The 23,069-nt window shown below is 45.6% G+C and carries 17 protein-coding genes and 1 riboswitch; of the genes, 13 read left to right on the forward strand and 4 right to left on the reverse strand.

Translation table 11 applies throughout. The features are described from left to right. Positions 1-150 precede the first annotated feature (150 nt). The 5 genes from BMW71_RS22725 (at position 151) to BMW71_RS22745 (ending at position 6,582) form a co-directional block, all read left to right on the forward strand. Entirely contained in the window at positions 151-1,308 is a 1,158-nt protein-coding gene (locus BMW71_RS22725) for a glycosyltransferase family 4 protein (protein WP_092178838.1), read from the forward strand. A gap of 86 nt (positions 1,309-1,394) precedes the next feature. Continuing rightward, complete coding sequence (locus tag BMW71_RS22730; RefSeq protein WP_092178839.1) at positions 1,395-2,216, forward strand: polysaccharide biosynthesis/export family protein; 822 nt, start codon at positions 1,395-1,397, stop codon at positions 2,214-2,216. Positions 2,217-2,218: 2 nt separating this feature from the next. Continuing rightward, positions 2,219-4,666 (forward strand): GumC family protein, encoded by a 2,448-nt coding sequence (locus tag BMW71_RS22735; RefSeq protein ID WP_092178840.1) that lies wholly within the window; start codon positions 2,219-2,221, stop codon positions 4,664-4,666. Positions 4,667-4,729: 63 nt separating this feature from the next. Then, positions 4,730-5,776 carry a dTDP-glucose 4,6-dehydratase gene (gene rfbB / locus BMW71_RS22740; RefSeq protein ID WP_092178841.1) on the forward strand — a complete coding sequence of 349 codons (1,047 nt, stop codon included), beginning with the start codon at positions 4,730-4,732 and terminating at the stop codon, positions 5,774-5,776. A gap of 11 nt (positions 5,777-5,787) precedes the next feature. Further along, positions 5,788-6,582: a thymidylate synthase gene (locus BMW71_RS22745; protein WP_092178842.1), complete on the forward strand. Its 795-nt coding sequence runs from the start codon at positions 5,788-5,790 to the stop codon at positions 6,580-6,582. Here the strand turns inward: BMW71_RS22745 and BMW71_RS22750 are convergent. Then, positions 6,579-7,394, reverse strand: a complete 816-nt coding sequence (locus BMW71_RS22750; protein WP_092178843.1) for an aminotransferase class IV — start codon at positions 7,392-7,394, stop codon at positions 6,579-6,581. The genes BMW71_RS22745 and BMW71_RS22750 overlap by 4 nt on opposite strands. Positions 7,395-7,630: 236 nt before the next feature. On the opposite strand from BMW71_RS22750, the gene BMW71_RS22755 reads away from it, so the two are divergent. The 4 genes from BMW71_RS22755 to BMW71_RS22770 all read left to right on the forward strand — a co-directional run bounded on the left by BMW71_RS22755 (position 7,631) and on the right by BMW71_RS22770 (position 15,118). Then, a complete protein-coding gene (locus BMW71_RS22755; RefSeq protein WP_092178844.1) occupies positions 7,631-8,968 on the forward strand; it encodes a TolC family protein in 1,338 nt (445 codons plus the stop codon). A gap of 14 nt (positions 8,969-8,982) precedes the next feature. After that, positions 8,983-10,290, forward strand: a complete 1,308-nt coding sequence (locus BMW71_RS22760) for an efflux RND transporter periplasmic adaptor subunit (protein WP_092178845.1) — start codon at positions 8,983-8,985, stop codon at positions 10,288-10,290. A gap of 145 nt (positions 10,291-10,435) precedes the next feature. After that, entirely contained in the window at positions 10,436-13,660 is a 3,225-nt protein-coding gene (locus BMW71_RS22765) for a DUF1553 domain-containing protein (RefSeq protein ID WP_244891288.1), read from the forward strand. Between the two features lie 9 nt (positions 13,661-13,669). Further along, positions 13,670-15,118 carry a DUF1501 domain-containing protein gene (locus BMW71_RS22770; RefSeq protein WP_092178846.1) on the forward strand — a complete coding sequence of 483 codons (1,449 nt, stop codon included), beginning with the start codon at positions 13,670-13,672 and terminating at the stop codon, positions 15,116-15,118. An 80-nt stretch (positions 15,119-15,198) separates the two neighbouring features. Here the strand turns inward: BMW71_RS22770 and BMW71_RS22775 are convergent, their stop codons facing one another. The 3 genes from BMW71_RS22775 to BMW71_RS22785 form a co-directional block, all read right to left on the reverse strand. Next, positions 15,199-16,377: a trans-sulfuration enzyme family protein gene (locus BMW71_RS22775; RefSeq protein ID WP_092178847.1), complete on the reverse strand. Its 1,179-nt coding sequence runs from the start codon at positions 16,375-16,377 to the stop codon at positions 15,199-15,201. A gap of 116 nt (positions 16,378-16,493) precedes the next feature. Then, a riboswitch (SAM riboswitch) is annotated at positions 16,494-16,595 on the reverse strand. A gap of 71 nt (positions 16,596-16,666) precedes the next feature. After that, positions 16,667-17,872, reverse strand: coding sequence for a porin (locus BMW71_RS22780; protein ID WP_092178848.1), 1,206 nt, complete (start codon positions 17,870-17,872; stop codon positions 16,667-16,669). Positions 17,873-18,347: 475 nt separating this feature from the next. After that, a complete protein-coding gene (locus BMW71_RS22785; RefSeq protein WP_092178855.1) occupies positions 18,348-18,995 on the reverse strand; it encodes an SGNH/GDSL hydrolase family protein in 648 nt (215 codons plus the stop codon). A gap of 321 nt (positions 18,996-19,316) precedes the next feature. Between BMW71_RS22785 and BMW71_RS22790 the strand changes: the two genes are divergently transcribed. The 4 genes from BMW71_RS22790 to BMW71_RS22810 all read left to right on the forward strand — a co-directional run bounded on the left by BMW71_RS22790 (position 19,317) and on the right by BMW71_RS22810 (position 23,057). Next, complete coding sequence (locus BMW71_RS22790; protein ID WP_092178856.1) at positions 19,317-20,390, forward strand: DUF4407 domain-containing protein; 1,074 nt, start codon at positions 19,317-19,319, stop codon at positions 20,388-20,390. 1,161 nt (positions 20,391-21,551) lie between these two features. Continuing rightward, the gene (locus BMW71_RS24055; RefSeq protein WP_262485685.1) at positions 21,552-21,977 is read left to right on the forward strand and encodes a DUF4221 domain-containing protein; all 426 of its coding nucleotides are present in this window, start codon (positions 21,552-21,554) and stop codon (positions 21,975-21,977) included. A gap of 28 nt (positions 21,978-22,005) precedes the next feature. Continuing rightward, on the forward strand, positions 22,006-22,590 hold the full coding sequence (locus tag BMW71_RS24060) for a DUF4221 family protein (protein ID WP_177179744.1): 585 nt from the start codon (positions 22,006-22,008) through the stop codon (positions 22,588-22,590). A gap of 200 nt (positions 22,591-22,790) precedes the next feature. Further along, positions 22,791-23,057: a transposase gene (locus BMW71_RS22810; RefSeq protein WP_092178852.1), complete on the forward strand. Its 267-nt coding sequence runs from the start codon at positions 22,791-22,793 to the stop codon at positions 23,055-23,057. Positions 23,058-23,069 lie beyond the last annotated feature (12 nt).

Consider the following 23,069-nt stretch of genomic DNA (forward strand, 5'->3'; position numbering starts at 1 on the left):
TAATGAATGCCAGGTGGTAGGAGCGCAGGCATACTTTTTCAGAAATCGGCTCGTTTATCCAGGTAGTATTTCCAGCAAGTTACCGCTCGCTACGCCCAAACCTATCGAAATTAGGGGTATATTTGCATTTTTAACGAATCGCCCTACTGAATGCCAAAACTAATCCGAATCACGACCGTTCCCCTTTCCCTAAAATTACTACTAAGACACCAGTTGAAGTACATGACCGAATCCGGTTACGAGGTTTTGGCTGTTGCTTCGGATGGGAAAGAGTGGCCGGATGTGTTACGGAATGAGAAGCATATCGAGCGGGTGATCGTACCCTTTACCAGGAAAATCACGCCCCTAAGGGACCTGCATTGCTTGTGGTTGCTGTACAAATTGTTTCGGGAGCAGAAGCCGGACATTGTGCACACGCACACGCCCAAGGCGGGTTTGCTGGGAATGGTAGCTGCCTGGGCCGCCGGTGTTCCGCACCGGGTCCATACCCTGGCTGGCATGCCACTGCTATCCAGGAAGAAAGTTCAAAAATCCTTGTTGCTTTTCGTCGAGAAAGCGACCTACCGCCTGGCGCATGAGGTATGGCCCAACGCCCATTCCCTGAAGGAATTCATTCTTCGCGAAAAATTAACCGACGAAAGAAAGATCAACGTGATAGGCAATGGAAGTTCCAATGGTGTGGACGTAGACCAGTTTAACAGGGGGAACCTACAGGAGAACCATTTGGTGGCGGCCACGATGAGAATTTCTCCGGGAGAGAACGAGTTCCTTTTTCTGGCGGTTGGACGATTGGTGAAAGACAAGGGAATCGCCGAACTGGTGGAGGCTTTTGTTCAGTCGAAGATCGTCGACCGTTCCAAATTGGTCTTATTGGGAGATTTTGAACAGGAACTTAATCCCCTGAGCAGGAAGACGATGAACCAAATTGCCGATCATCCAAAAATTGTTCATGTGCCTTGGTCCGATCACGTGGCCCACTACATGGCGCTCTCCGATGTGCTGGTGCATCCGTCACACCGGGAAGGCTTTCCCAATGTATTATTAGAGGCTGGAGCCATGTGCTGTCCGGTTATTTGTTCGGACATAGCAGGCAATCTCGAGGTAGTTTCCCCAATGAAATCGGCATTGGTATTCCCGGTCGGGCAGGTGCAGGCATTGCAGGAGGCCATGGAATACGCCTTCGTGAAAAGAGCCCGGATGCAAGACTTCGCAGAGAACCTGTACCGGATAGTTGTGGGTGGTTATACCAGAAAATCCGTACACCTGAGTATGTTGAATGCATATAATCGCATGTTGAATAGAAAATAACGTATTTAAAATTAATTGCAAATAATAATTTCGTATACCGTCCTATTTACTTAATTTTGACTCCGGGCAATCTGAACTTTTACCGAATGAGGCCGATTTGTATCCTGCTGTTTGTTGTCATGATCACCTCCTGCATCAGCAACAAACGAATCAATTACCTTCAAAACCTTAGTGGGAATGAAGCCATCGAGTTGGATGAGTTTATTCCCTATGCCGATGTTGATTACGAGTACGTCCTGCAACCCCACGACATCGTGGAAATAGATTTCGCTTCTCCGGATGAGGAATTGCTTCGGGCATTTGAGTACCAGGGAGCCTCTGCTGCCCGGGGTGCACGGGGAGGAGGGGGCGCCGCTGGTGGTGGAGCGATGGATGTATTTTATTTTTCCGGATATCCGCTTGACAAAAACGGTTTTGTACGGATGCCCGTATTGGGGACGATCAAATTATCCGGATTAACGGAGGAAGCTGCCCGAATCAAGGTGCAGGAAGCCGTTAACGTTTATTTTAAGGAAGACGTAGAGGTGAGGTTGCGTATCGGTGGCATCCGTTTTACAACCCTGGGTGAATTTCAAAGCGTGGGCCCAAAAATCATCCTAAAAAACAGGGCGACGATCTTTGATGCAATTTCTATGGCGGGTGAATCCAGTATTTTGGCGCGAAAAAATGAATTGTTTTTGATACGCCAATACGACGGAGGTACCAAAATTCATCAAATTAATCTGAATGATAGACAGCTGTTAGCATCGCCGTTCTATTTTATCCAGCCCAATGACATTCTGTATTTGCAACCCATGCAAATACGGCAGATTGGTTCGGGGGAAAATTTCTCCGCCAGTCTGCAGTTGGGGTTATCCATCATTACTGCCGTGATGTTTTTTTACGGGATCACTTCAGGAATTTTTTGAGCATGGAAAATCTAGATTTGTCCAAATTCGAAGAACAGGAAAAGCCAATTGATATAAAGTATTATATCATCAAGTATTTTCGGTACTGGCCCTTGTACCTGTTTTGTATCCTGATTGGCTTGCTGGCCGTGTTTCTTTTTCATCGTTACACCGTAGAACGGTTTGAGGTCAAAGGTAGCGTGCTGATTAAGAGTAACCTCTCTCCAGAAGTACGCATACTCGATCGATCGAATATTTTTTCGGGAGGAGAAAACCTCACCAACGATATTTTGCTTTTTTCGTCCAAAAACCTGGCAGCAGAAGCGTTGGAAAAGGTACATTTTGACGTCAGCTATTTTGCGTCCACAAACATTAAGGAAATCGAACTGTATACCAATAGCCCAATTAGGGTGGATGTGGACTGGGATTACCCTCAAATCGAAAATAGAAAAATCCGGATTGAAATCCTCTCAGATTCTACGTTCCAGCTATTGCCGGGGGAAAACATGTTTTTTGATCGGTTTTTCATGAGTTACCAATACGTAGAAGAGGACCGGGATATTTTTGGCAAGGAATTTTACTTTGGCGAACCGGTGGTGGGAGACCATGCCCGGTTTACCGTGCACCAAACGACACATTCGCCCCAATACGATACCTATGAATTCTTGCTTCATTCGCCTCAATCCCTGATCGATAGCTATGCGGGGTCGGTGCAGGTGAGGCCCTTGATCAATTACGGTTCGGTGCTTGAGGTGAGCATGACCACAAAAATTGTAGAAAAAGGAAGCGATTATGTCAATGCGCTCATGGATTCCTTTTTGGAATACGACCTGCGGGAAAAAAACCAGATTTCAGAGAATGCCCTACGGTTTATCGAAGAGCAACTCTTTATTGTGGAGGATTCATTGAATTCGGTCGAGCGACGGATGCAGCGCTTCAAAGTAGACAATAAAATGCTGGATGTGGATGCGGAGTTTGGCGGTGTGCTAAACAGCATTCAACTGTTGGAAGAGAACATTCAATCCATCGATTTCGAACTGGCCTATTATACTGCCCTCAAGGATTACCTGCTTACGAAATCAGACAATTTTGAAGAGATCGTCGCTCCCTCGCTGATCGGTATTACGGACGGGCTTCTCAGCGAACTGATTCAGCAATTAGTGGATCAGTCCCTGGAGCGAAGGAAGCTTTTAACTGCAGTCAGGGAGACCCATCCGGACGTTGCGGCCCTGGACCGACAGATCGGGCGGTTGAAAGAAAACATCTTCGAAAACATTGAAAATCTGGTCACCAATACAGAGAATAAGAAAAAACAGTACCAGCAAAAATTGGCTGCCTTTGATCGTCAGTTTGCCAACCTGCCCCAGGCAGAGTCCAACTATTCATCCATTTTTCGGGAGTTCAAACTTCGGGAAAACCTGTATACCTATTTGCTAGAAAAGCGCGCAGAGGCAGGCATCGCAAAGGCTTCGAATGTACCCGATAATAGCATTGTGGATTATGCTAAACGCGGCATACTCATTTACCCCAAAAAGACGCAAAATTATTCCTATGCGCTAGGACTTGGTTTTTTCCTTCCCCTCGGGTTTTTGCTGCTGTTTCATTACCTCAATAACCGAATCATGGATCAGGTTCAGCTAAAAAATTTGTTGAGAATTCCGCTTCTGGGAACGATAGGTTTCAGTGACAAAGACACCAATTTGTTGGTGGCAGAGCACCCGAGGTCCCTGGCGTCTGAATCGTTTCGATCCTTGCGATCCGCCCTTTTTTACATTGCGAGCGAAAAGAAATGCAAAAAAATTCTGGTAACCTCCAGTGTCTCCGGAGAGGGAAAAACCTACATCAGCCTCAACCTGGCATCCGCCATGGCCTTAAGTGGCAAAAAGACCTGTATTATCGGATTGGATTTGAGGAAACCGAAACTGTCTACCTACCTGGATATCTCCAGTAAAAAAGGGCTGTCCGGATACCTGATCGACAAAGATAGCGCCGATGAAATCATCGTTCCCACAGCATACGACAACCTGTTTGTTGTCCCTTCGGGACCCGTACCACCTAACCCGGCGGAGCTGCTTTTGAAGACCAAAATGAATGATTTTTTGGATAGGCTGGAAAAGGAATTTGACATCATCGTGATGGATTGTCCCCCGGTAGGGTTGGTGTCGGAGACCATGGATTTGTTGCGTTTTTCGGACGTAAACCTGTATATTGTCAGGCATGATTTTACCCATAAAAATCAATTATTAATGATCAATGATCTGTATGCAAATGACCAGATTAGAAATTTTTATGCGATATTTAATGGACTGAAAAGTGGGGGGGATACCTATGATTTTGGCGGGTACAATTACGGGTATGGCTACAATTATTCCTACATGAAAAAAAACAGGTACGGAGAAGGGTATTATGCAGAGGAGCCCCGCTACCGGCCGGGTTGGTTCAAAAAATTGATCAATAGGTTTAAGGTTTAATTTGCACACGGTATTTAATTAGTTTTTAGAATTTATTTGTTAGTTTATTTGAACGAATTTGCTATGAAAAAATCAATTTTAATTACCGGCGGAGCGGGGTTTATTGGCTCTCATGTGGTTCGACTTTTTGTGAATCGGTATCCGGATTACCGAATCATTAATCTGGATTGCCTGACCTATGCGGGTAATTTGGAAAATCTTTCGGATATCGAAGGAAAAACCAATTACGTATTTTCAAAGGTGGATATCAACGATAGCACCCAATTGGAGCAGGTATTTAACGATTTTCAGGTAACCGATGTGATCCATCTTGCGGCCGAATCCCACGTGGACCGGTCCATTACCGATCCGCTTTCTTTTGTAAAGACCAATGTGGTGGGCACGGTCAATTTACTGAATGCCGCAAAAAATTACTGGAAGGATCTATCGCAGCATCTTTTTTACCATGTTTCTACCGATGAGGTTTATGGTTCACTGGATAACGGAGGGTTCTTTACCGAATCCACACCTTATGACCCGCAGTCTCCCTATTCCGCATCCAAAGCGGCCTCGGATCATTTTGTGCGGGCCTATGCCAATACGTACGGACTTCGAACCGTACTTTCCAACTGTTCGAATAACTACGGTCCCAATCAATTTCCCGAAAAATTAATCCCGCTTTGCATACACAACATCAAAGAAGAAAAACCACTTCCAGTCTACGGAAAGGGCGAAAATGTCAGGGATTGGCTCTATGTGGAAGATCATGCCCGCGCCATTGATTTGCTTTTTCACCAAGGCGAGACTGGAAATACCTACAATATTGGCGGGTTTAACGAATGGAAAAACATTGACATTGTGCGATTGGTTTGCGAGATTATGGACCAGAAACTGGGGAGAACAGCGGGTGAATCTGCCAAACTCATTACATTTGTAAAAGATCGGGCCGGGCATGATTTAAGGTATGCCATCGACGCAAAGAAAATCAACGAGGAACTGGGCTGGAAACCACTGCAAACCTTCGAAACTGGCATCGAAAAAACCATCCATTGGTACCTGGATAACGAGGCCTGGCTGCAGCGGGTCACCTCTGGGGATTACCTGAAATACTACCAGGAACACTACGGCTAAGTAGAACAATCATGAGACAATACCATCAACTGCTACAACACATTTTGGCGAATGGCGTACAGAAAGGAGACCGTACCGGAACCGGAACCATCAGTGTGTTCGGTTACCAGATGCGGTTTAACCTTTCCGAGGGGTTTCCCCTCGTTACCACTAAAAAATGTCATACCCGATCCATTTTTCACGAATTGCTCTGGTTTTTAAAAGGCGACACCAACATCGCGTACCTGAAGGAAAACAAGGTGTCCATCTGGGACGAATGGGCAAACGAAGCGGGTGATTTGGGTCCGGTATACGGATACCAGTGGCGGCATTGGCCCGATGGGAAAGGAGGAGAAATAGACCAAATAAAAAATCTTATTCACCAAATCAAAACGAATCCGAACTCCCGCAGGCTCATTGTTAGCGCCTGGAATGTAGCAGACGTGGACCAAATGGCACTCCCTCCCTGCCACCTATTGTTTCAGTTTTACGTGGCTGAGGGCAAACTTTCCTGCCAGTTGTACCAACGTAGCGCAGACGTTTTTCTAGGCGTACCCTTTAACATAGCCTCTTATGCACTTTTCCTTTCCATGGTAGCCCAGGTTTGTGACCTCATACCGGGGGAATTCGTCCATACCTTCGGTGATGCCCATTTGTATACCAATCACCTGGACCAGGCGCGCTTGCAGCTTAGTCGGGATTGCAGGCCCTTGCCCCGGTTGAAACTGAATCCCGAAATAAAAGATATCTTCGCTTTTCGCTACGAGGATATTCGATTGGAAAATTACGATCCCCACCCACACATAAAGGCCGAGGTTTCTGTTTAACTGTTCGTAGACCAACCAAATAGCGCTGCTAACCCGGGAACGGGTTGAGTAGCAAATGAAATCCCCTGTATTTGTTCCAAGTAGCTGATCCCGGAAACGTTGCTTACAAATACCTGCTCGGCTTGCAATAGATCGTCTGGCCGAAAGCTGCCCTCAATCAGGGTAAGGTTCATTTCCTGAAGTTTTATGAGGATTTGTCTCCTGGCTACCCCGGCCACACAGGCATGCCGGAGCGAGGGCGTGTAGAATATGCCTTCTTTTTGCCAGAATAAATTGGCGCTCCCAGCTTCCGACAGGTATCCGTTCTGGTCCAATAAGATGACTTCCTCCTGCTGCTTTTTTTGCCGTTCCAGATTGGCCATCACGTAGGGTAGCGCGTTGAGTGTTTTGCAATTTGCCCACGAATTGTAAGGAACCCGAATTGAATCACTGATGTAGGCTGTTTTTTTTACGCTTGTCGCTGGATGAAAAGGAGCCACCGTCAGTAACTCGCAATACCCACTGTCTGTGGGGGTGTATTTCCCCAGTCCGGCTCTGAAAACCGTCCATCGTAGGCGGAAGGTTCCCGTCTTTCTGACCTGGTTTGCAACCAGTCTGGCGATGGTCTTTACCTCTGGAAGTTCTTCGGATTGAATCATCAAAGCCCGCATACCTTTTAGCAGGCGCTCCTGATGCAACTGTTCAAACCGTATTTTTCCATCGATATAAACCATCGTCTCAAAAATGCCATCCCCAAAAAGCATCGCTCGGTTGGGTGGAAAAGCCGGGACCTCCCGTAAGCTATTCGGACTCTCGGAAAAGAAATGTCTCATTATCGTACAATCAGCTGTCCGAATTTGGACGGTTTGCGTGAAGCGTTTTTGTAAACTGTTAAAATTAATTAATTTTTGAGGCAGAAGGGCAATAGTTAGCGAATTTCGCCTAAACTTGCAAGAAATACCAAAACTAGCACTAATTTTGACAATGGTAACGAAGTTTTTATTAACTTTATAGTCATGCCTAAAAACTTTCTCCATCAAACGTACACGTTCCAAATGACTTGCAACCTATGAAACGAATTTTACTCCTATTTTTTTTAGGCTGGGGGCTAGTGCAGCACGGGTTTTCGCAAACTACTTCTGGTAAATTAAGTCTGGAACAATGTGTTCAAATAGCCCTGGAAAACAACCTCAATCTAAAACGCAGCGAGTTGAACTTGCTTTCCTCAGAAGCGACGTTGATGGAGTCAAGGGGGCAGCAATTGCCTTCGTTTTCCATGGGTGCTTCCTCTGGCTTTCGCTGGGGGCGCTCCATCAATCCCGTCACCAACTTGTTTGAAACCCGAAGAATTGGAAACGTAAACGTCTCCGCGAATTCCAGTTTGCCGATCTTTGCCGGGGGGCAGATTCAAAACAGCATCCGTCAGGCAGAAACCACTGTAGAAACCAATCGGCTGAATCTGGAAGCCAGCCGCAACGATATTTCGTTGAACACGGTCAACCTGTTTATCAATGTAGCTTTTGCGCGTGAGCAGCTCAACATTGCCAACTCTCAGTTGACGACTAGCAAAGATCAGTTGCAACGAACCGAAAAATTGGTACAAGCAGGTTCTCTTCCGGTAGCCGATCAGTTGGATTTGCAGGCCCAAATGGCCACGAACGAGCTTGAGGTAATCAATGCAGAAAACAACCTGCGGATAGCCCGGTTGAATTTGTCGCAGGCACTGCAGTTGCCCTTTACCGATGATTTTGATATTCTGATTCCGGAGTTGGAGGTAGACGGACTGGAGATCGAAACGCGAGGTGTTGCGCACATTTATTCTGTTGCGGAGGGAATACTGCCAGAGGTAAAAGCTGCCGAACTTGGCATACAGGCGGCAGATTATGGTGTCCGAATCGCGAAGGGGACGTTTTTACCGAGCCTAAACTTGAGCGCGAACGTTTTTTCCAATTACGTGGACCAAACCAATTTTGGCACAACGGATCCCCTGCTGCGGCAATTTGAAAACAATTTATCGCAAGCAGCTAATTTGGGTTTATCCATTCCGATTTTTTCCAATTTCAGAAATCGGGCGAGCGTGCAGCGAGCCAGGGTTCAACGTAGGCTAAGTGAAATCTCCGAAATAGAAGTTCGGAATCAGTTGCGGCAGGACATCGAATCCGCCTATACCTCGGCGTACGCGGCAAGGCAATCCTACCGGAGTTCACTTCTGCGGGTAGAGGCATTGGAAGAAGCGTTTCGAATGGCGCAGCAACGCTTTGAGGTAGGGGCAATAAACGCCGTAGACTTTCAAGTCGCCCAAAACAATCTGTTCAATGCACAGGCAGACCTGGTGTCTGCGAAATACGAATACGTCTTCAGTGTGAAGGTGCTTGATTTTTACCTTGGAAAGCCACTTACACTCTAATTCAATCCCAAATCATGACAACTAAAAAGTCGAATAAACTAATTTACAGCCTATTGGCAGTAGTAGCCCTATTGGTGATCGTTACCCTGGTGGGCAGAAAGGCTGGATGGATAGGCGGAGAAAAACCACTGGAGGTAGAGGTAGGGAAAGTTACCAAACGAGACATTGTGGAAAAAGTCAGTGCATCCGGTGTGGTTCAGCCCGAGAGAGAAGTGAAGCTGAGTCCCGATGTAGCGGGGGAAATCATCGAATTGAATGTGAACGAAGGGGATTCTGTAAAACAGGGCGACCTGTTGGTGAAAATCAGACCGGATAATTTCATTTCTGCGCTTGATCGCTCACAGGCAAATTTAAACCAGCAATTGGCCAACCTTGCCCAATCCAAGGCTTCTCTGAAACGCGCGGAAGCGCAATTTACCCGTGCAGAGCTTTCGTTTCAGCGGAATTCGAAACTATACGAAGACAACGTCATATCAGACGCCGACTTCGAGCAGGCAAAAGCGGAATTTTTGACGGCGCAAAACGACCTCGAAGCAGCGAGACAGTCGGTTTTGGCTGCCGAATACGTTATCAAAAGCGCCCAGGCCTCGGTGGATGAAGCTGCAGAAAACCTTCGACTTACCAACGTGTACTCGCCCACCAATGGTGTGGTTTCCAGCCTATTGGTAGAACAAGGAGAACGTGTGGTAGGAACCGCTCAGATGGCCGGTACCGAAATGCTTCGCATAGCCGATTTATCACGGATGGAGGTTCGGGTTAACGTCAATGAAAATGACATCGTCCGAATCAGTATGCACGATACCACCTTGATTGATGTAGATGCCTATGCGTTTAGCGGCAAAAAGTTTTCCGGGGTAGTTACTGCCATTGCCAATTCGGCCAACGAGAAGGCGAGTGCAGATGCAGTCACAGAATTTGAGGTGCGCATCCGGATTTTAAATGCGTCCTACGAAGAATTGATATCGGAGGGCAACCCTTTTCCTTTCCGACCAGGCATGACGGCAAGTGTGGAGATCATTACGGACAGAAAGGAAGCGGTGCTATCCATTCCCCTGGCAGCGGTCACTACCCGTGCCAACGAAACGGTAGACTCCGAAGGAGGGATAGAGCGAATGAAAGAATTGGTTTTCATTAGAGAAGGCGAGCTGGCAAAAATTCGCGAGATAAAAACTGGAATTTCAGATTTTGAAAATATTGAGGTGTTGGAAGGTATTGCCGAAGGGCAGGAAGTGATCACGGGTCCTTATTTTGTCGTGAGCACACAATTGGAAAACGATAAACCGGTAAAGTTATCCGAAGAAGAAAACACAAAAGAAGACTAATCTTCTTGCTCCGGGATTACCGGAGCTGACATCCCTTCCGGTTCGTTGCCTGGCTATCAGTTGGTTTTGCGTAGATTTTGTTTCGAATTTTCGAAGTAGCTATGCTTTTTTTTCTTATTTTAGCCAGCGTACCAGGTTTTCTTGTATGGATTCGACGAATTTTGTTTCCCGCAGCATCGGGTGGGTTTGGATGGCACCTGCCCTGACCGGCATTCTTTTCGTGGGCTGCGGTCCCACGATTCCCGATACTGTTCGCAACGCGGCGGAAAATATCCCGGAAGAAATATCATATAACCTACACGTCAAACCCATCTTGTCCGATCGTTGCTTTTCCTGTCACGGTCCGGATCCCAATACCCGGGAGGCAGGGTTGCGGCTGGATACCGAGGAAGGCGCCTACCAAACCCTGCAGGACCGATGGATGACAAAGGCCGTTTCTCCCGGCAAACCAGGCAGTAGTGAGCTATTTCACCGCATTTTGGCCGAAGATCGGGAACTACGCATGCCCCCTCCAGAATCCAACTTGTCTCTCTCTGACCAGGAAAAAGCACTGCTGATTCGCTGGATCGAACAGGGAGCCGAATACCAGGATCATTGGGCCTATCTTCCGCCGGAGAAAGTGCCGTTACCTGTCCCTAAAAATACCAGCAGCGTAAAAAATGAGGTCGATGCATTTGTTTTTAGTCGACTGGATCGGGAAGGATTGGAACCCTCCCCGGAAGCACCTGCCCACACCTTGATTCGTCGCCTGGCCTTTGATCTTACTGGTTTGCCACCCGACTGGGAAATGGTGGAGCGGTTTGTAAACGATCCCTCGCCGAATGCCTACGAAAACCTGGTGGACGAATTGCTTGCCTCGGATGCCTATGCGGAGCGGATGGCCCTGGATTGGTTGGATGTGGCTCGGTATGCAGATTCCCATGGCCTGCATGCCGATGGAATCCGGATGATGTGGCCCTGGAGGGATTGGGTGATCGGGGCGTTTCGATCCAACATGCCCTACGATCAGTTCATCCAATGGCAAATAGCAGGAGACATGATGCCCGAGTCAAAAAAAGATCAGGTGTTGGCCACGGCGTTTAACCGAAATCACCAAATGACCGCCGAAGGCGGAATCATCGATGAGGAGTACCGATTGGAGTACGTGTTTGATCGATCCGAAACCACCGCCAAGGCTTTTTTGGGGCTTACCATGGAATGTGCCAAGTGCCACGATCACAAGTTTGATCCCTTGTCTCAAAAGGATTATTTTAGTTTGGCGGCATTTTACAACAATGTAGACGAAGTGGGAATGACCGGAGACGATAAAAATGCCGGTCCGATGATGCTGTTTACTGACGAGAAAACGGACCAAGAAATTGACCGCATCAAGAAAAAAATTAGCGAACTGGAAAGCAGGCAGCAGGCAGCCTTAACCGATCCGGTAGCAGTAACTAGTAAGAATTTACCGTCGACCACGCTGCAAAAGGGTTTGGTTGCCCACTTTTCTCTCGCTAGCCACGAAAACGAAATGACCCTCTCCGCCGACAAGGCATTGGAAGCGAGGGTATCGGGCAGTCCCGAACCGGTCACCGGACCCTTACCGGGACAGGGTGCGCTCCGGTTTAAAGAAGACTACGACATCATCGAAATCCCCGCAACCGGGCTTTTTGAGATGGATCAACCTTTTTCCTACAGCATCTGGATCAATCCGGAAACCGTTGAACCCTACCGGTTTATTTTAGGAAATATTGGCAACAAAAATACGTATTGGAGAGGCTACGAACTGTACCTGGACAGCCTGAACCGTATCAACGTACAGTTGATCCATGCCCTTCCGCACAATGCCCTTCACGTCAGCAGTGGGGAGCGCTTACCTACGGAAGCGTGGACCCAGGTAGCCTTTACCTACGATGGTTCGGGTAAAGCGAGCGGGTTGCGGATTTTTATCAATGGCCGGGAATCCGAAGGTCAGGTTCAGAAGGACAACCTGTACAAAAGCATTCTTCCGGTGAATACGAGTTATAGCGTGGTGGAAAAAGCGCTCCGGCTGGCGCGGAGTTACCGGGTTTTTAGCGGAGACGATGGGATTTACACGGGTAGCCTGGCCGATTTAAAGATTTACAAGCGAGCATTGACTGATTGGGAAGTAGCCGGGCTGTTTTCCGAAGAGGCAGGAAAAGCTCCAGAGGATCAGGCAGCAGCCCTGACGCATACCAATTATTGGGAGAATCCAGATCTGGCTGTGCTTGCTGATTCGCTCGCTTTTTGGCGGCAGAAGAAACTGAAATTGATGGGAGGAATTGAGGAGGTAATGGTCATGCAGGAACGCCCCGTTCCCCGAAAAACCTTTTTGTTGGAGCGAGGAGCGTACGATGCTCCGGGAGAAGCGGTGGAAGCCGCGGTTCCGGAGGTGCTTTCGGGCTTTTCTCCAGAATGGCCAGCCAACCGATTGGGGTTGGCAAAATGGCTGACCAGTCCGAAAAATCCACTGGTAGCACGGGTAACCGTAAACCGCTACTGGTACAGGATTTTTGGACGCGGGATCGTGCCTACGGTGGACGATTTTGGGAGTCAGGGACAACTGCCCAGTCACCCGGAACTGCTGGATTGGCTGGCGGTAGATTTCATGGAAAACGGCTGGGATGTAAAACAGCTCTTAAAAAAGATGGTCATGTCGGCTACGTACCGGCAGTCTTCGGAACCTACGGAACTATTATTGGAACGAGACCCGGAAAACGTGCTTTTGGCTAGAGGGGCCCGCCATCGGCTACAGGGGGAGTTTATCCGGGATAATTACTTAAAAGCCAGTGGGCTCCTGGTAAAGCAGGTGGGGGGACCAAGTGTAAAGCCCTATCAGCCGCCCGGCATCTGGGAGGAGAAAGGAGAATTTTCTTATTTTTTGTACAATTACCGGCAAGATAGCGGGGCAAATTTGTACCGCAGGAGCATGTATACCTTTATCAGACGCACGGCACCTCCTCCAGCCATGACTACCTTTGATGTGCCCAACCGGGAGGAGTGCATGGTTTCCCGGCAGGAGACCAATACCCCGCTGCAACCGCTGGTATTGATGAACGATCCCCAGGTGACCGAGGCAGCACGCGTGATGGCGGAAAAGATGCTTCAGGCGGGTGACCTGGAACAGCAGTTGGTAGCGGGCGTACGCAATTCCCTGGGCAGAGATCCGAAAAGTGAAGAAGTGGAAGTGCTTAAAAGCATGTATACCTCGGAATTGAAGCGTTTTGAAACAGATCCTGCGGCCGCAAGGGAGCTGTTGGCGGTAGGCGAATATCCGGCAAACGCCCGCATCCCTGCCGAAAAAACAGCGGCCATGACCATGGTTGCGAGTCTTTTGTTTAACCATTACGAATTCTATACCAAAAAGTAACCCCTAGCTATGGCCGATTTATGCCAACATACAAATAGGTATTCCAGGAGGGAGTTTTTGAGCAAAACCGGTCTGGGATTGGGTGGCTTGGCCCTTTCCTCCCTGATTGCTCCTACTCAATTGAACGCCAGTTCCCTTGCAGCGGGAGTGAATCCGATCGGTACGCATTTTTCACCCAAGGTCAAGCGTGTCATCTATTTGTTCCAAAGCGGAGGACCGTCCCAGTTGGAGTTATTTGATTACAAACCCGAACTGATCAAACGAAATGGAGAGCAGCTGCCGGACAGTGTGCGTCAGGGGCAACGGTTGACAGGGATGACATCCGGGCAGAAATCCATCCCCATGGTCGGTTCCGTGTATGATTTCAAGCAATACGGGGAGTCAGGAGCCTGGGTAAGTGAGCTTTTGCCACATATTGCCGGAATCACGGATGAGATTTGCATGATCAAGTCCATGTACACCGAGGCGATCAATCACGATCCGGCGATCACCTTTTTTCAAACCGGTTCCCAACAGCCGGGCAGACCTTCTATCGGTTCCTGGGTGAGTTATGGGCTGGGTTCTGAAAACGAGAATCTTCCTGCTTTTTGCGTGTTGCTTTCCCAGGGTAAACAGGGGGCACAACCGGTCTACAGCCGTTTGTGGGGGAATGGGTTTCTGCCCAGTTTGCACCAGGGCGTGCAGTTTCGATCAGGCAAGGATCCGGTGCTGTACCTAAATGACCCCCCCGGTATTTCCGGCAGGGACAGGAGAAACTACCTGGACCACCTGAAAAAACTGTATGATCTGGAATATGCCCAGTCGCAGGATCAGGAAATAAATGCCAAGATCGCCCAATACGAAATGGCTTACCGCATGCAAACATCTGTGCCTGAAACGATGAACATTGCCGACGAACCGCAGCACATTACCGACATGTACGGTCCGGAAGTATTGCAGCCGGGTACTTATGCTGCCAATTGCCTGCTGGCGCGGAAATTGGCCGAAAAAGATGTGAAATTTATTCAGCTGTATCACAAGGGCTGGGATCAGCACGGAAACCTTCCCAAGGACATTCAGACCATGTCCCAAAGCATGGACCGACCGACGGCCGCCCTGATCCGGGATTTGAAACAGCGGGGCATGCTGGAAGATACCCTGGTGATATGGGGAGGAGAGTTTGGGCGTACCAGTTATTCTCAGGGAAGATTGACTCCGGAAAATTACGGTAGAGACCACCATCCCAACTGTTTTACGATGTGGATGGCTGGGGCAGGTGTAAAGAAGGGTATTTCCTACGGAGAGACCGATGAATTGGGATACAATGTGGTCCGGGATCCGGTGCACGTGCACGACTTCCAAGCCACGCTGCTACACTTGTTGGGTGTAGATCACGAAAAACTCACGTTTAAACACCAGGGAAGGCGGTACCGCCTGACGGATGTACACGGAAAATTAGTGAAAGGAATTCTTTCCTAAGAAAGGTATTCTCTCCTAAACCGATTTGCTGCAATTAGCCCTTGTCTGGGTGGGGGGGTACAAGTAGTGGCTATCAACCATCAGTTTTTTGATTTTCCGAGCGCCTGTTCGATGTCCTGAATGATATCGTCTACGTGCTCTAGTCCTACGGATAACCGGACCAAACCATTGAGTATGCCTACCCGTTCTCGCTCTTCCTCTGTCAATTTACTGTGGGTGGTAGATGCCGGGTGGGTAATAATGCTTCTGCTATCTCCCAAATTGGCAGTAACACTGATCATTTTCAGTTCATCGATAAACTTTTTTGCCCTGGTCAACCCTCCTGTTAATGTCAGGGTGATGATGCCTCCGCCGTGCCGCATTTGCTTTTTTGCGAGCTGGTATTGCGGATGGGAGGGTAAAAAGGGGTATCGGACTCGTTCCACTTCTGTATTCCCTTCAAAATAGCTGGCGACAGCAAATGCATTTTCGCAATGCCGGTCCATACGTACCGCTAGCGTTTCCATGCTTTTTGCCAATACCCAGGCGTTGAATGGAGAAAGCGAAGGCCCGGTGTGCCGCATAAAAAACTGCACCTCATCGATCAGGTCTTTTTTCCCCAGTATAAGGCCACCCAATACCCTTCCTTGCCCGTCAATGAATTTGGTAGCACTGTGTGTCACAATGTGTGCTCCCCAGCGGGCGGGTTGCTGCAAATAGGGAGTAGCAAAACAATTGTCTACAACTAAAATAAGGTTGTGCGCATTGGCAAAATTGGCAATGTATTCCAAATCGATGATTTCCAGTCCCGGATTAGACGGAGTCTCAATAAAAATCATTTTTGTATTCGGTTGTAGAAGCTTTTCCCAGTTAACGATGTCTGAAATATCTCCATAAGAATGAGTGATTCCCCATCGGGGAAAAATCCGGGTCAATAACTGGTGCGTGCTGCCAAACAGGGAGCGGGAGGCAAGTATGTGATCGCCCTGATGTAGGAGGGAGGCCATGCTACCAAACATTGCGGCCATGCCGGAGGCGGTGGTGACCCCGGATTCGGTACCTTCCGCTGCACAGACTTTTTCAATCAGATCGCTGGTATTTGGGTTTGCGTAGCGCGAGTAGATATTTCCCGGTAGTTCATCGGCAAAAAGTTGCCTCGCTTGTTCTGCGGAATCAAACACAAAACTGGAACTCAGGTAGATGGGGGCAGAGTGCTCCCGTTGGTCTGAGCTGGAAGCGGCTATGCGCACCGCTTGGGTTTCAAAATTTTTATAAGCCATGAATACGTGATTTCAATAAGTGGTAGGAAAGGTTAACACCAATCGGGCAAAAAATAGCTGCCGTAACGAATGCGATTGGAAAAGGGAGTGGAGATGTTTCTGTTATCATGTTATCTAATTTATCGGTCCCTATCGGGTCAGGTTTTGGCACCTTTCCATGCGTTGGAAGGTTGCCAGAGGATCACAGAGCCTGTTCTCTCCCCCCTTCTTTATAAATCAGTTTCCTGAATCAGTTGCAAATAAACAGAGGGGATGTGGCATATCCAAATCCACTGCCGGATTTGACAGCTTAAAATGAAAAATCATATTGAACGCGGAAGCGCCAGCCGGAAGCTTCACGATTGACAGATTTCTCTTCAAAATCAAAATGGGTCAGATCCACGGTTAGTTTGTTTAGGTGATCGTTAAAAAAGCAATTGAAAGCCAGGGAATACTCTTCCTCGTTGTTTTCCTGTAGCCGCATCTCAGGACGGAACAGGGCGTACCTGCCTGCCAGTTCCAATTTGGGAGCCGAATTCTCCGAAGCAGCCGCATTTAGCAGGATTCCAGCCTGCACAAACCAGCCTTGAAGACGGGATAGCCGGTCGTTATTGGTATCGAAGATGTTTTTCCGGTGATATTCGCTGTGCCAGCTAAACGCCCGGTACATTAGCGTGGTCTCTACCAGGTATTGGTCCATGGCGTATTGCCCGGCTGTTCCGTTTTCAAAACCGGTCAATTGTCCGCCTCCCTGGGAAGAATACCGCGTGTATGGACTGGTGTTGGTCGTACCTGCCCACGCGATGGATGCAGTGGGCTTTTGGTGGTAGTTCAAGGCAGATCCGGACATGTCTACGCCCTCCCCCAATACATTCCATTGTAGCCTTCCGGAATACATCAAGTGGTTATCGTCATTTGTGCGGGCCCCAATGCCCGTACCCGTCAGCACCAGAAAATGGTAGTTGAAGTCAGCGAGGCCTCCACCGTCCCACCTGCCGTAAACGGAAGCCCCTTGTTGGCGGTCCAACGTAAAGGGCCGATTTATGATGGACCGCTCCATCAGCTGTTGCCTGCCGCTCGATATCACCCGCTCCCTGGAGTACTCGGACTTCCACTGGCCAATCTTGAAACTGAGCCAGGGCCATTTCGCTACCATCACCCGGAAATCCAGGATCCGGGATGCGGAAAGTTCGTATTCAAAATAATAGGTTAACCAGGGTTTGTGGGCATGTCCCCCCACTTTCAATCGGGCCCGGTTGATTTTGAACAGGTTTTGATCTTGTTCAAAGAAATCATCGTAGGTAATCGGATCCTGATCGGCCGGCGTCGCAAACCGGAACTGCAACCTACCTGCCAATTGCAAGCGGTACAGGCCGTCATCCGTACTAAACTGGAAACCCTTAGAACCATAGCGGGTACTGACGGCTGGCGGTGGTTTGACTGGGTCCTGAAATCCCATGCTTTCACCCATCGCCCATCCTAGCAAAAAAAATAGCAAAGTCTTTTTTAATAGCATACATGCAATTGATTACGTACACAGGCGCTTGTGGAATAACCGCGCACCGGAGACCAGAGCAGGTAACACTACCTGTAATTAATAGCTAATATTACCAATAAATTAACTTAATGTTAATTTAATGTTACGTTACCTGCAAATATAGAAATAGACTACTGAGTAAAAAAACCTTCGCGTGGCATTTGATAAGAAAACACTGGGTACGAAAATAGCTTTCCGAATGGTTTGCAAAAGGGGATAGGAAAAATGGTATAGGGTAGCGGGTAGCTGCGGTTGGAAACCCGGTCTTTTCCAACAATAAAAGCATGTGCCGTTGACCGGCGGTTTTTTTTCCATGGAGCGTCCGGAGGTTTCCCGGCTAGCAGTAATTGGTCCCGATTTTCTGTCTGACGACCGGTGGGTTCTTATACGAAATGATAGAATTTTTGGCCCTGTTCGTACTCGAATCCACGGGGAAGGTGCCGCAACACGTTTTCTACAAAAATTTCTTGATCTGCTTTGCCCAGATGGCATACCCTTTGGCGTTCATGTGGAGGTTGTCCTCCAGAAAAATATCCTCCATGGGTGTATTATTGGAAGTAAGCATGGGATTCCATAGATCAGCATAGGACACCTTCTTCTTTCCTCTGGCGTATTTTTTCAGCCTGGCATTGAGTTCCCGGTACTGATCGGCCAATTCCCATCTGGCCAGGCTGGGCTTGGGACTGATCAAAATGATTTCGGTTTGCGGATACGCCAAGTGTATTTGGCTGACGATCAGGTTATAGGTTTCTACGATTTCTTCGATCGTTTTCCCGGCAGCCAGGTCATTATCTCCTTCGTATATAAATACCTTTTTGGGCGCATAATCCACCACCAATTCATCCAGATAATGCAGTAAATCACTTGCCTGCGAGCCTCCGAATCCACTGTTGACTATCTTTTCTCTCGGAAAATCCTCCTGCAAACTTTTCCACATGCGGATGGTAGAACTTCCCGTGAATACCACCGAAGATTGGTAATCGGAAACCGGATAATCTTTTGATATCTGGCTAACCTGATCGGAAAATCGACCCGGGTCTTGAGCGAGTGAATCCGGTGAAAGGATTAAAAAAAGCAGGGAAAGGAATAGTAGATTTTTCATGGGGTATATCGTTAACGGGCCTAAACTACCATAATAATTCGAAGAATTAAAACCTGCCAAAAAAATGACTGTCACAAAAACGGACATAAAAAGCGTACAGTTTTGAATTTTGGTGCATCCAGGTGCGAAGCTGAGCCGTATTTGAAAATATACCGGTTAGAATTTTTCCTTCTCCGGCTCGGTTAGAAACAGGTATATATTTGTTAATGAGTCTATTATGCTTTATATGATTTAAAGCATCATTTTTATTTTTCCCAGCCTTGTATCGGGACGTTTATGGTATACAATTTGACTGGCAATGTCCAAAAGAATAAACGATTGATGCATACTGTAGAGAAATTCCTGATAGTTTGTTCCGGTGCCTACCAACCATTGGTGCGGAGGTGTCCGGCAAGTAGAAACAGGTTTCTCGGGATTGGGGCAACGGTCCTGTTTACGGCTATTTTTGCGGGCCTGTCTGTAAGTTATGCCTTGTCTACCGTTTTTTCCTCCTTCTGGGTGATTTTGGGTATTGCTTTGATCTGGGCTTTGATGATTTTCAATTTAGACCGGTATATTGTTTCTACCTTAAAGAAGCAGGATCAATTTCTTCCGGAATTCAAACAAGCCCTTCCCCGATTGGTGTTGGCCTTATTGATCGCCCTGGTTATTGCCAAACCATTGGAGCTACGGATTTTTGAAAAGGAAATCAACAGAGAACTGGATGAACAGCGTCTGGCTACAATCGAAAATAGCAGGAAAAAAATAGCAGCAGGGTATCCGGAAATCAATGAACTGGAAAGCAAAATTGAAAGCCTCAGGGCAGGGATTGCCGCTAAGGAGGATTTTCGTAACCAGAAGCAGGTGGAGTATGATCAGGAGAGATTTGGCGTAAAAACAGAAGGGACCACCGGGCTTGCGGGCATAGGTATCAATGCTGAGAAGAAGGAAAAACAACTGGATCAGGCAGAGCAGGATTACCAATATACCCAAAAGCTGAATGAGGGCAGGATTCAGGATTTAGAGGAGGAAATCAGGAGAATTAATGTATTAAAAGAGCAGGAATTTCAAAACCAAATGGTCTCCCTGGATGCGTATGATGGGTTGGCAGCCCGGTTACAGGCATTCAGGGATTTGACTTTAAAAAATACGGCTATTTATTGGGCCAACTGGATGATTATTTTTTTGTTTGTCATGATAGAGATGGCACCCATTCTGGTCAAGCTGATGGGAAGCAGAGGACCTTATGATCAGTTGCTGGATTTCCATGAGGCAGGCATTGTTCTGGCAGGGGAGGAGCAATGGCACAAAAAATCCGGCGATAGCGCATTGAGAAAAGAGGTTTTTGATGACTTGTATGATAAAAGAAAGGCGCGCCGTGTGGATTTTGAGCTGGGTATGCTGGGGGAAAAATAAAACAGTAGAAAACGTGCTATTCGACATTTGCCATCTCGAATCCAGACAAACAGGGTTTGCAACCCTGACAACGGGGGACCGGAGCCTCGTAGCCGCTTCCTATGTGGGTGCCGGGGTAATGCATCTCCCTACATTTACTCCAAAACTCAGGATTTTTCCACCAAATGTGGCAAAGCATACCTCCACACATTTATAAGCAGCCAATATGGGTTATGGAAGTATAGATGGCTCAAATCCAGATTTCACTAAAACTGCCCCATAATTGCTGTCATATTTTTACCCTATGACCCGCTTCTTGCTTTCAGGGCTAATCAAATCCAATATATTATTTGAAATTTTTGATTCCTGAACCCATTGAAAAATCATATACCCTGACTTTTCCTCAGCTAGTTTACTCTTGCATTAGTGACCAATAGCCTATTTAAATCGTATTTTTACAGTTCGCCTTCATTTTTTTCTATCGAAACCTGATTTATTTTTGAAATATTTTATAAAATAAGATTTCAGAATAATAATCTGCTATTTAATTTTAAATTATTAATTAATTCGGTACTTAAATTAAAAATTAGTTTAAAACAAAATTTTCTATTAAAAGTATTTGTTTAAAATTTTCTATTAAAAGTATTTGTTTAAAATTTTTTATTAAAAGTATTTGTTAGGAATTTTATTTAAATAAATTTGGAAATTTTATAATTTATTATTTTCTTCAGTTTAAATTTAATTTCAACTAAATTATTTTATTATGAAAATTCTAAAAAAAATGACAGCTATTGTGTTTTCACTTATAGCAGTAGCAGGGTTGTCCGTCCCTAAACTGGATGCGCAATGTACTCAGACTACAGCAGAGGGAGTAAATGGCAGATGCGTATTGCCAGATGACCTTAATGATTACATTTGCCTTGAGGATCTGAATAAACCTCATTGTTTTATTAGTGGGGGAGGATGTTAATCTATGGAAGATATGGTTACAATTATCATTGTAACCATATCTTATAATAACTAACTAAAATATCTATTAAATAAAAATTTACCTTTAAAAAATATGCGAATTAGATTTTTATACTTTAGTATATTTTTGATATGGAGCTGTGATTCAATGAATAAAAATGGCTCAAATATTGAACCGGAAAATGAAATAAAATTTAAAAAATTGGTGAAAAAATATTTCCTTTAGACTCATTAACCTCAAAAATGGGAAATTATTTTCAATATTTTGAAAATGATACGTCAAAATATTTTATTTTAATGAATAAGTTTAATAATGATTTAATATTTTATGATTATGAAACTGGAAATAGCCAGTTTTATATTAATATGGAGAAAAATGGACCAAATGGCGTTGGTGATGTTTCTGGGCTGCTCGTTCACTCTCTTGATTCTATCTTTATATATTCCTACAATAAAGGTTTATTACATATAATTGATAGCTCAGGCAAGATTAAAAATAAATATAATTTAATCTCTGATGGCCATAGGTATCAAGTAAGGCCTTATATTTCTAATACCACTCCAATGGTTAAAATTGGTAATAAGTTATTACTTAACTCATTTGGTTCAAGATTAAAATATTCAAAAATTAAGCGATAGTAATGAAAAATTAATCTTAGAACTAGATTTGTATGATAGATCAGTAAACTATTTTTTTGAATATCCAAAAATGTATTCTACAGGTATTTGGGGTACAGCATTACATTTTATGTATAATTCTTATAACCCAATTGAAAAAAAATTAATCGTAAGCTTTCCTATTGACAATAATATTTATTTGATTGGAAAAAATAGAAAATCTGAAAAATATTTGGCAAAAAGCAGCTTTATTGATAAAGTTAAACCACTTTCAACTGCAAATAAGATCGACCCCCCGCCTACAGTTGAAGAATCTTACTTTTTAAGATCTCAGCCAACTTATAGTTCAATTCACTTTGATGAATTTAGTCAAATGTATTATAGAGTTGCTTATAATTCAATGAATGAGGAAGATTTTTATTCTGGAGATCTTATTAAAAGTAGATTTAGGGACGCATCTATAATCGTATTAAATTCAAAATTGAAAAAAATTGGAGAAGTTAACTTAGGAAAATATGTCTATCATCCTAATTATCAATTTTATAATAAAAACGGAATTCATATAATGAAGCTTGCAATTGAAGATGAAGATAATTTGGTATTCGAAATATTTAAATTAAGTAAAGATGAATAAAGCTAGTTTATTTAATGTTTTATTATTAATTTTTATTCTGTATTCTTGTAAAGAAAAAGATATTCACTATAATAAGTTAAACAAATCTTTAAGTAAAATTCATTCTACAAAATTTAATGATGTTAATATTCTGTTTGTTATACCGGTACTAGGCTGCTTTTTTTGAACAGGTTAAAACTAGAATTTTTAACTTAGTAATTATGAAAAAGAGCAAATTTACCGAAGAACAGATCATCAAAATCCTCAAACTGCAGGAGGAGGGGCTCAAAGTAGAAGAGATATGCCGGAAGCATGGGATTAGTGCTGGCACGTTTTACGTCTGGCGGAACAAATACTCAGGCATGGAAGTACAGGAACTCCGTCGTCTCAGAAGTTTGGAGGAGGAAAACAGCCGGTTAAAAAAAATAGTGGCCAACCAAAGCCTAGAGATCGACATGATAAAGGATATTTTATCAAAAAAGCCCTGACGCCCATGCAAA

Source organism: Cyclobacterium xiamenense, from assembly GCF_900109255.1.
Classification (GTDB): Bacteria; Bacteroidota; Bacteroidia; order Cytophagales; family Cyclobacteriaceae; genus Cyclobacterium; species Cyclobacterium xiamenense.

Bases quoted from the DNA above. Each gene is read 5' to 3' on its own strand.
- BMW71_RS22725 (WP_092178838.1), top strand. From the start codon at position 151: ATGCCAAAACTAATCCGAATCACGACCGTTCCCCTTTCCCTAAAATTA.
- BMW71_RS22730 (WP_092178839.1), top strand. From the start codon at position 1,395: ATGAGGCCGATTTGTATCCTGCTGTTTGTTGTCATGATCACCTCCTGC.
- BMW71_RS22735 (WP_092178840.1), top strand. From the start codon at position 2,219: ATGGAAAATCTAGATTTGTCCAAATTCGAAGAACAGGAAAAGCCAATT.
- rfbB (WP_092178841.1), top strand. From the start codon at position 4,730: ATGAAAAAATCAATTTTAATTACCGGCGGAGCGGGGTTTATTGGCTCT.
- BMW71_RS22745 (WP_092178842.1), top strand. From the start codon at position 5,788: ATGAGACAATACCATCAACTGCTACAACACATTTTGGCGAATGGCGTA.
- BMW71_RS22750 (WP_092178843.1), bottom strand. From the start codon at position 7,394: ATGAGACATTTCTTTTCCGAGAGTCCGAATAGCTTACGGGAGGTCCCG.
- BMW71_RS22755 (WP_092178844.1), top strand. From the start codon at position 7,631: ATGAAACGAATTTTACTCCTATTTTTTTTAGGCTGGGGGCTAGTGCAG.
- BMW71_RS22760 (WP_092178845.1), top strand. From the start codon at position 8,983: ATGACAACTAAAAAGTCGAATAAACTAATTTACAGCCTATTGGCAGTA.
- BMW71_RS22765 (WP_244891288.1), top strand. From the start codon at position 10,436: ATGGATTCGACGAATTTTGTTTCCCGCAGCATCGGGTGGGTTTGGATG.
- BMW71_RS22770 (WP_092178846.1), top strand. From the start codon at position 13,670: ATGGCCGATTTATGCCAACATACAAATAGGTATTCCAGGAGGGAGTTT.
- BMW71_RS22775 (WP_092178847.1), bottom strand. From the start codon at position 16,377: ATGGCTTATAAAAATTTTGAAACCCAAGCGGTGCGCATAGCCGCTTCC.
- BMW71_RS22780 (WP_092178848.1), bottom strand. From the start codon at position 17,872: ATGCTATTAAAAAAGACTTTGCTATTTTTTTTGCTAGGATGGGCGATG.
- BMW71_RS22785 (WP_092178855.1), bottom strand. From the start codon at position 18,995: ATGAAAAATCTACTATTCCTTTCCCTGCTTTTTTTAATCCTTTCACCG.
- BMW71_RS22790 (WP_092178856.1), top strand. From the start codon at position 19,317: ATGCATACTGTAGAGAAATTCCTGATAGTTTGTTCCGGTGCCTACCAA.
- BMW71_RS22810 (WP_092178852.1), top strand. From the start codon at position 22,791: ATGAAAAAGAGCAAATTTACCGAAGAACAGATCATCAAAATCCTCAAA.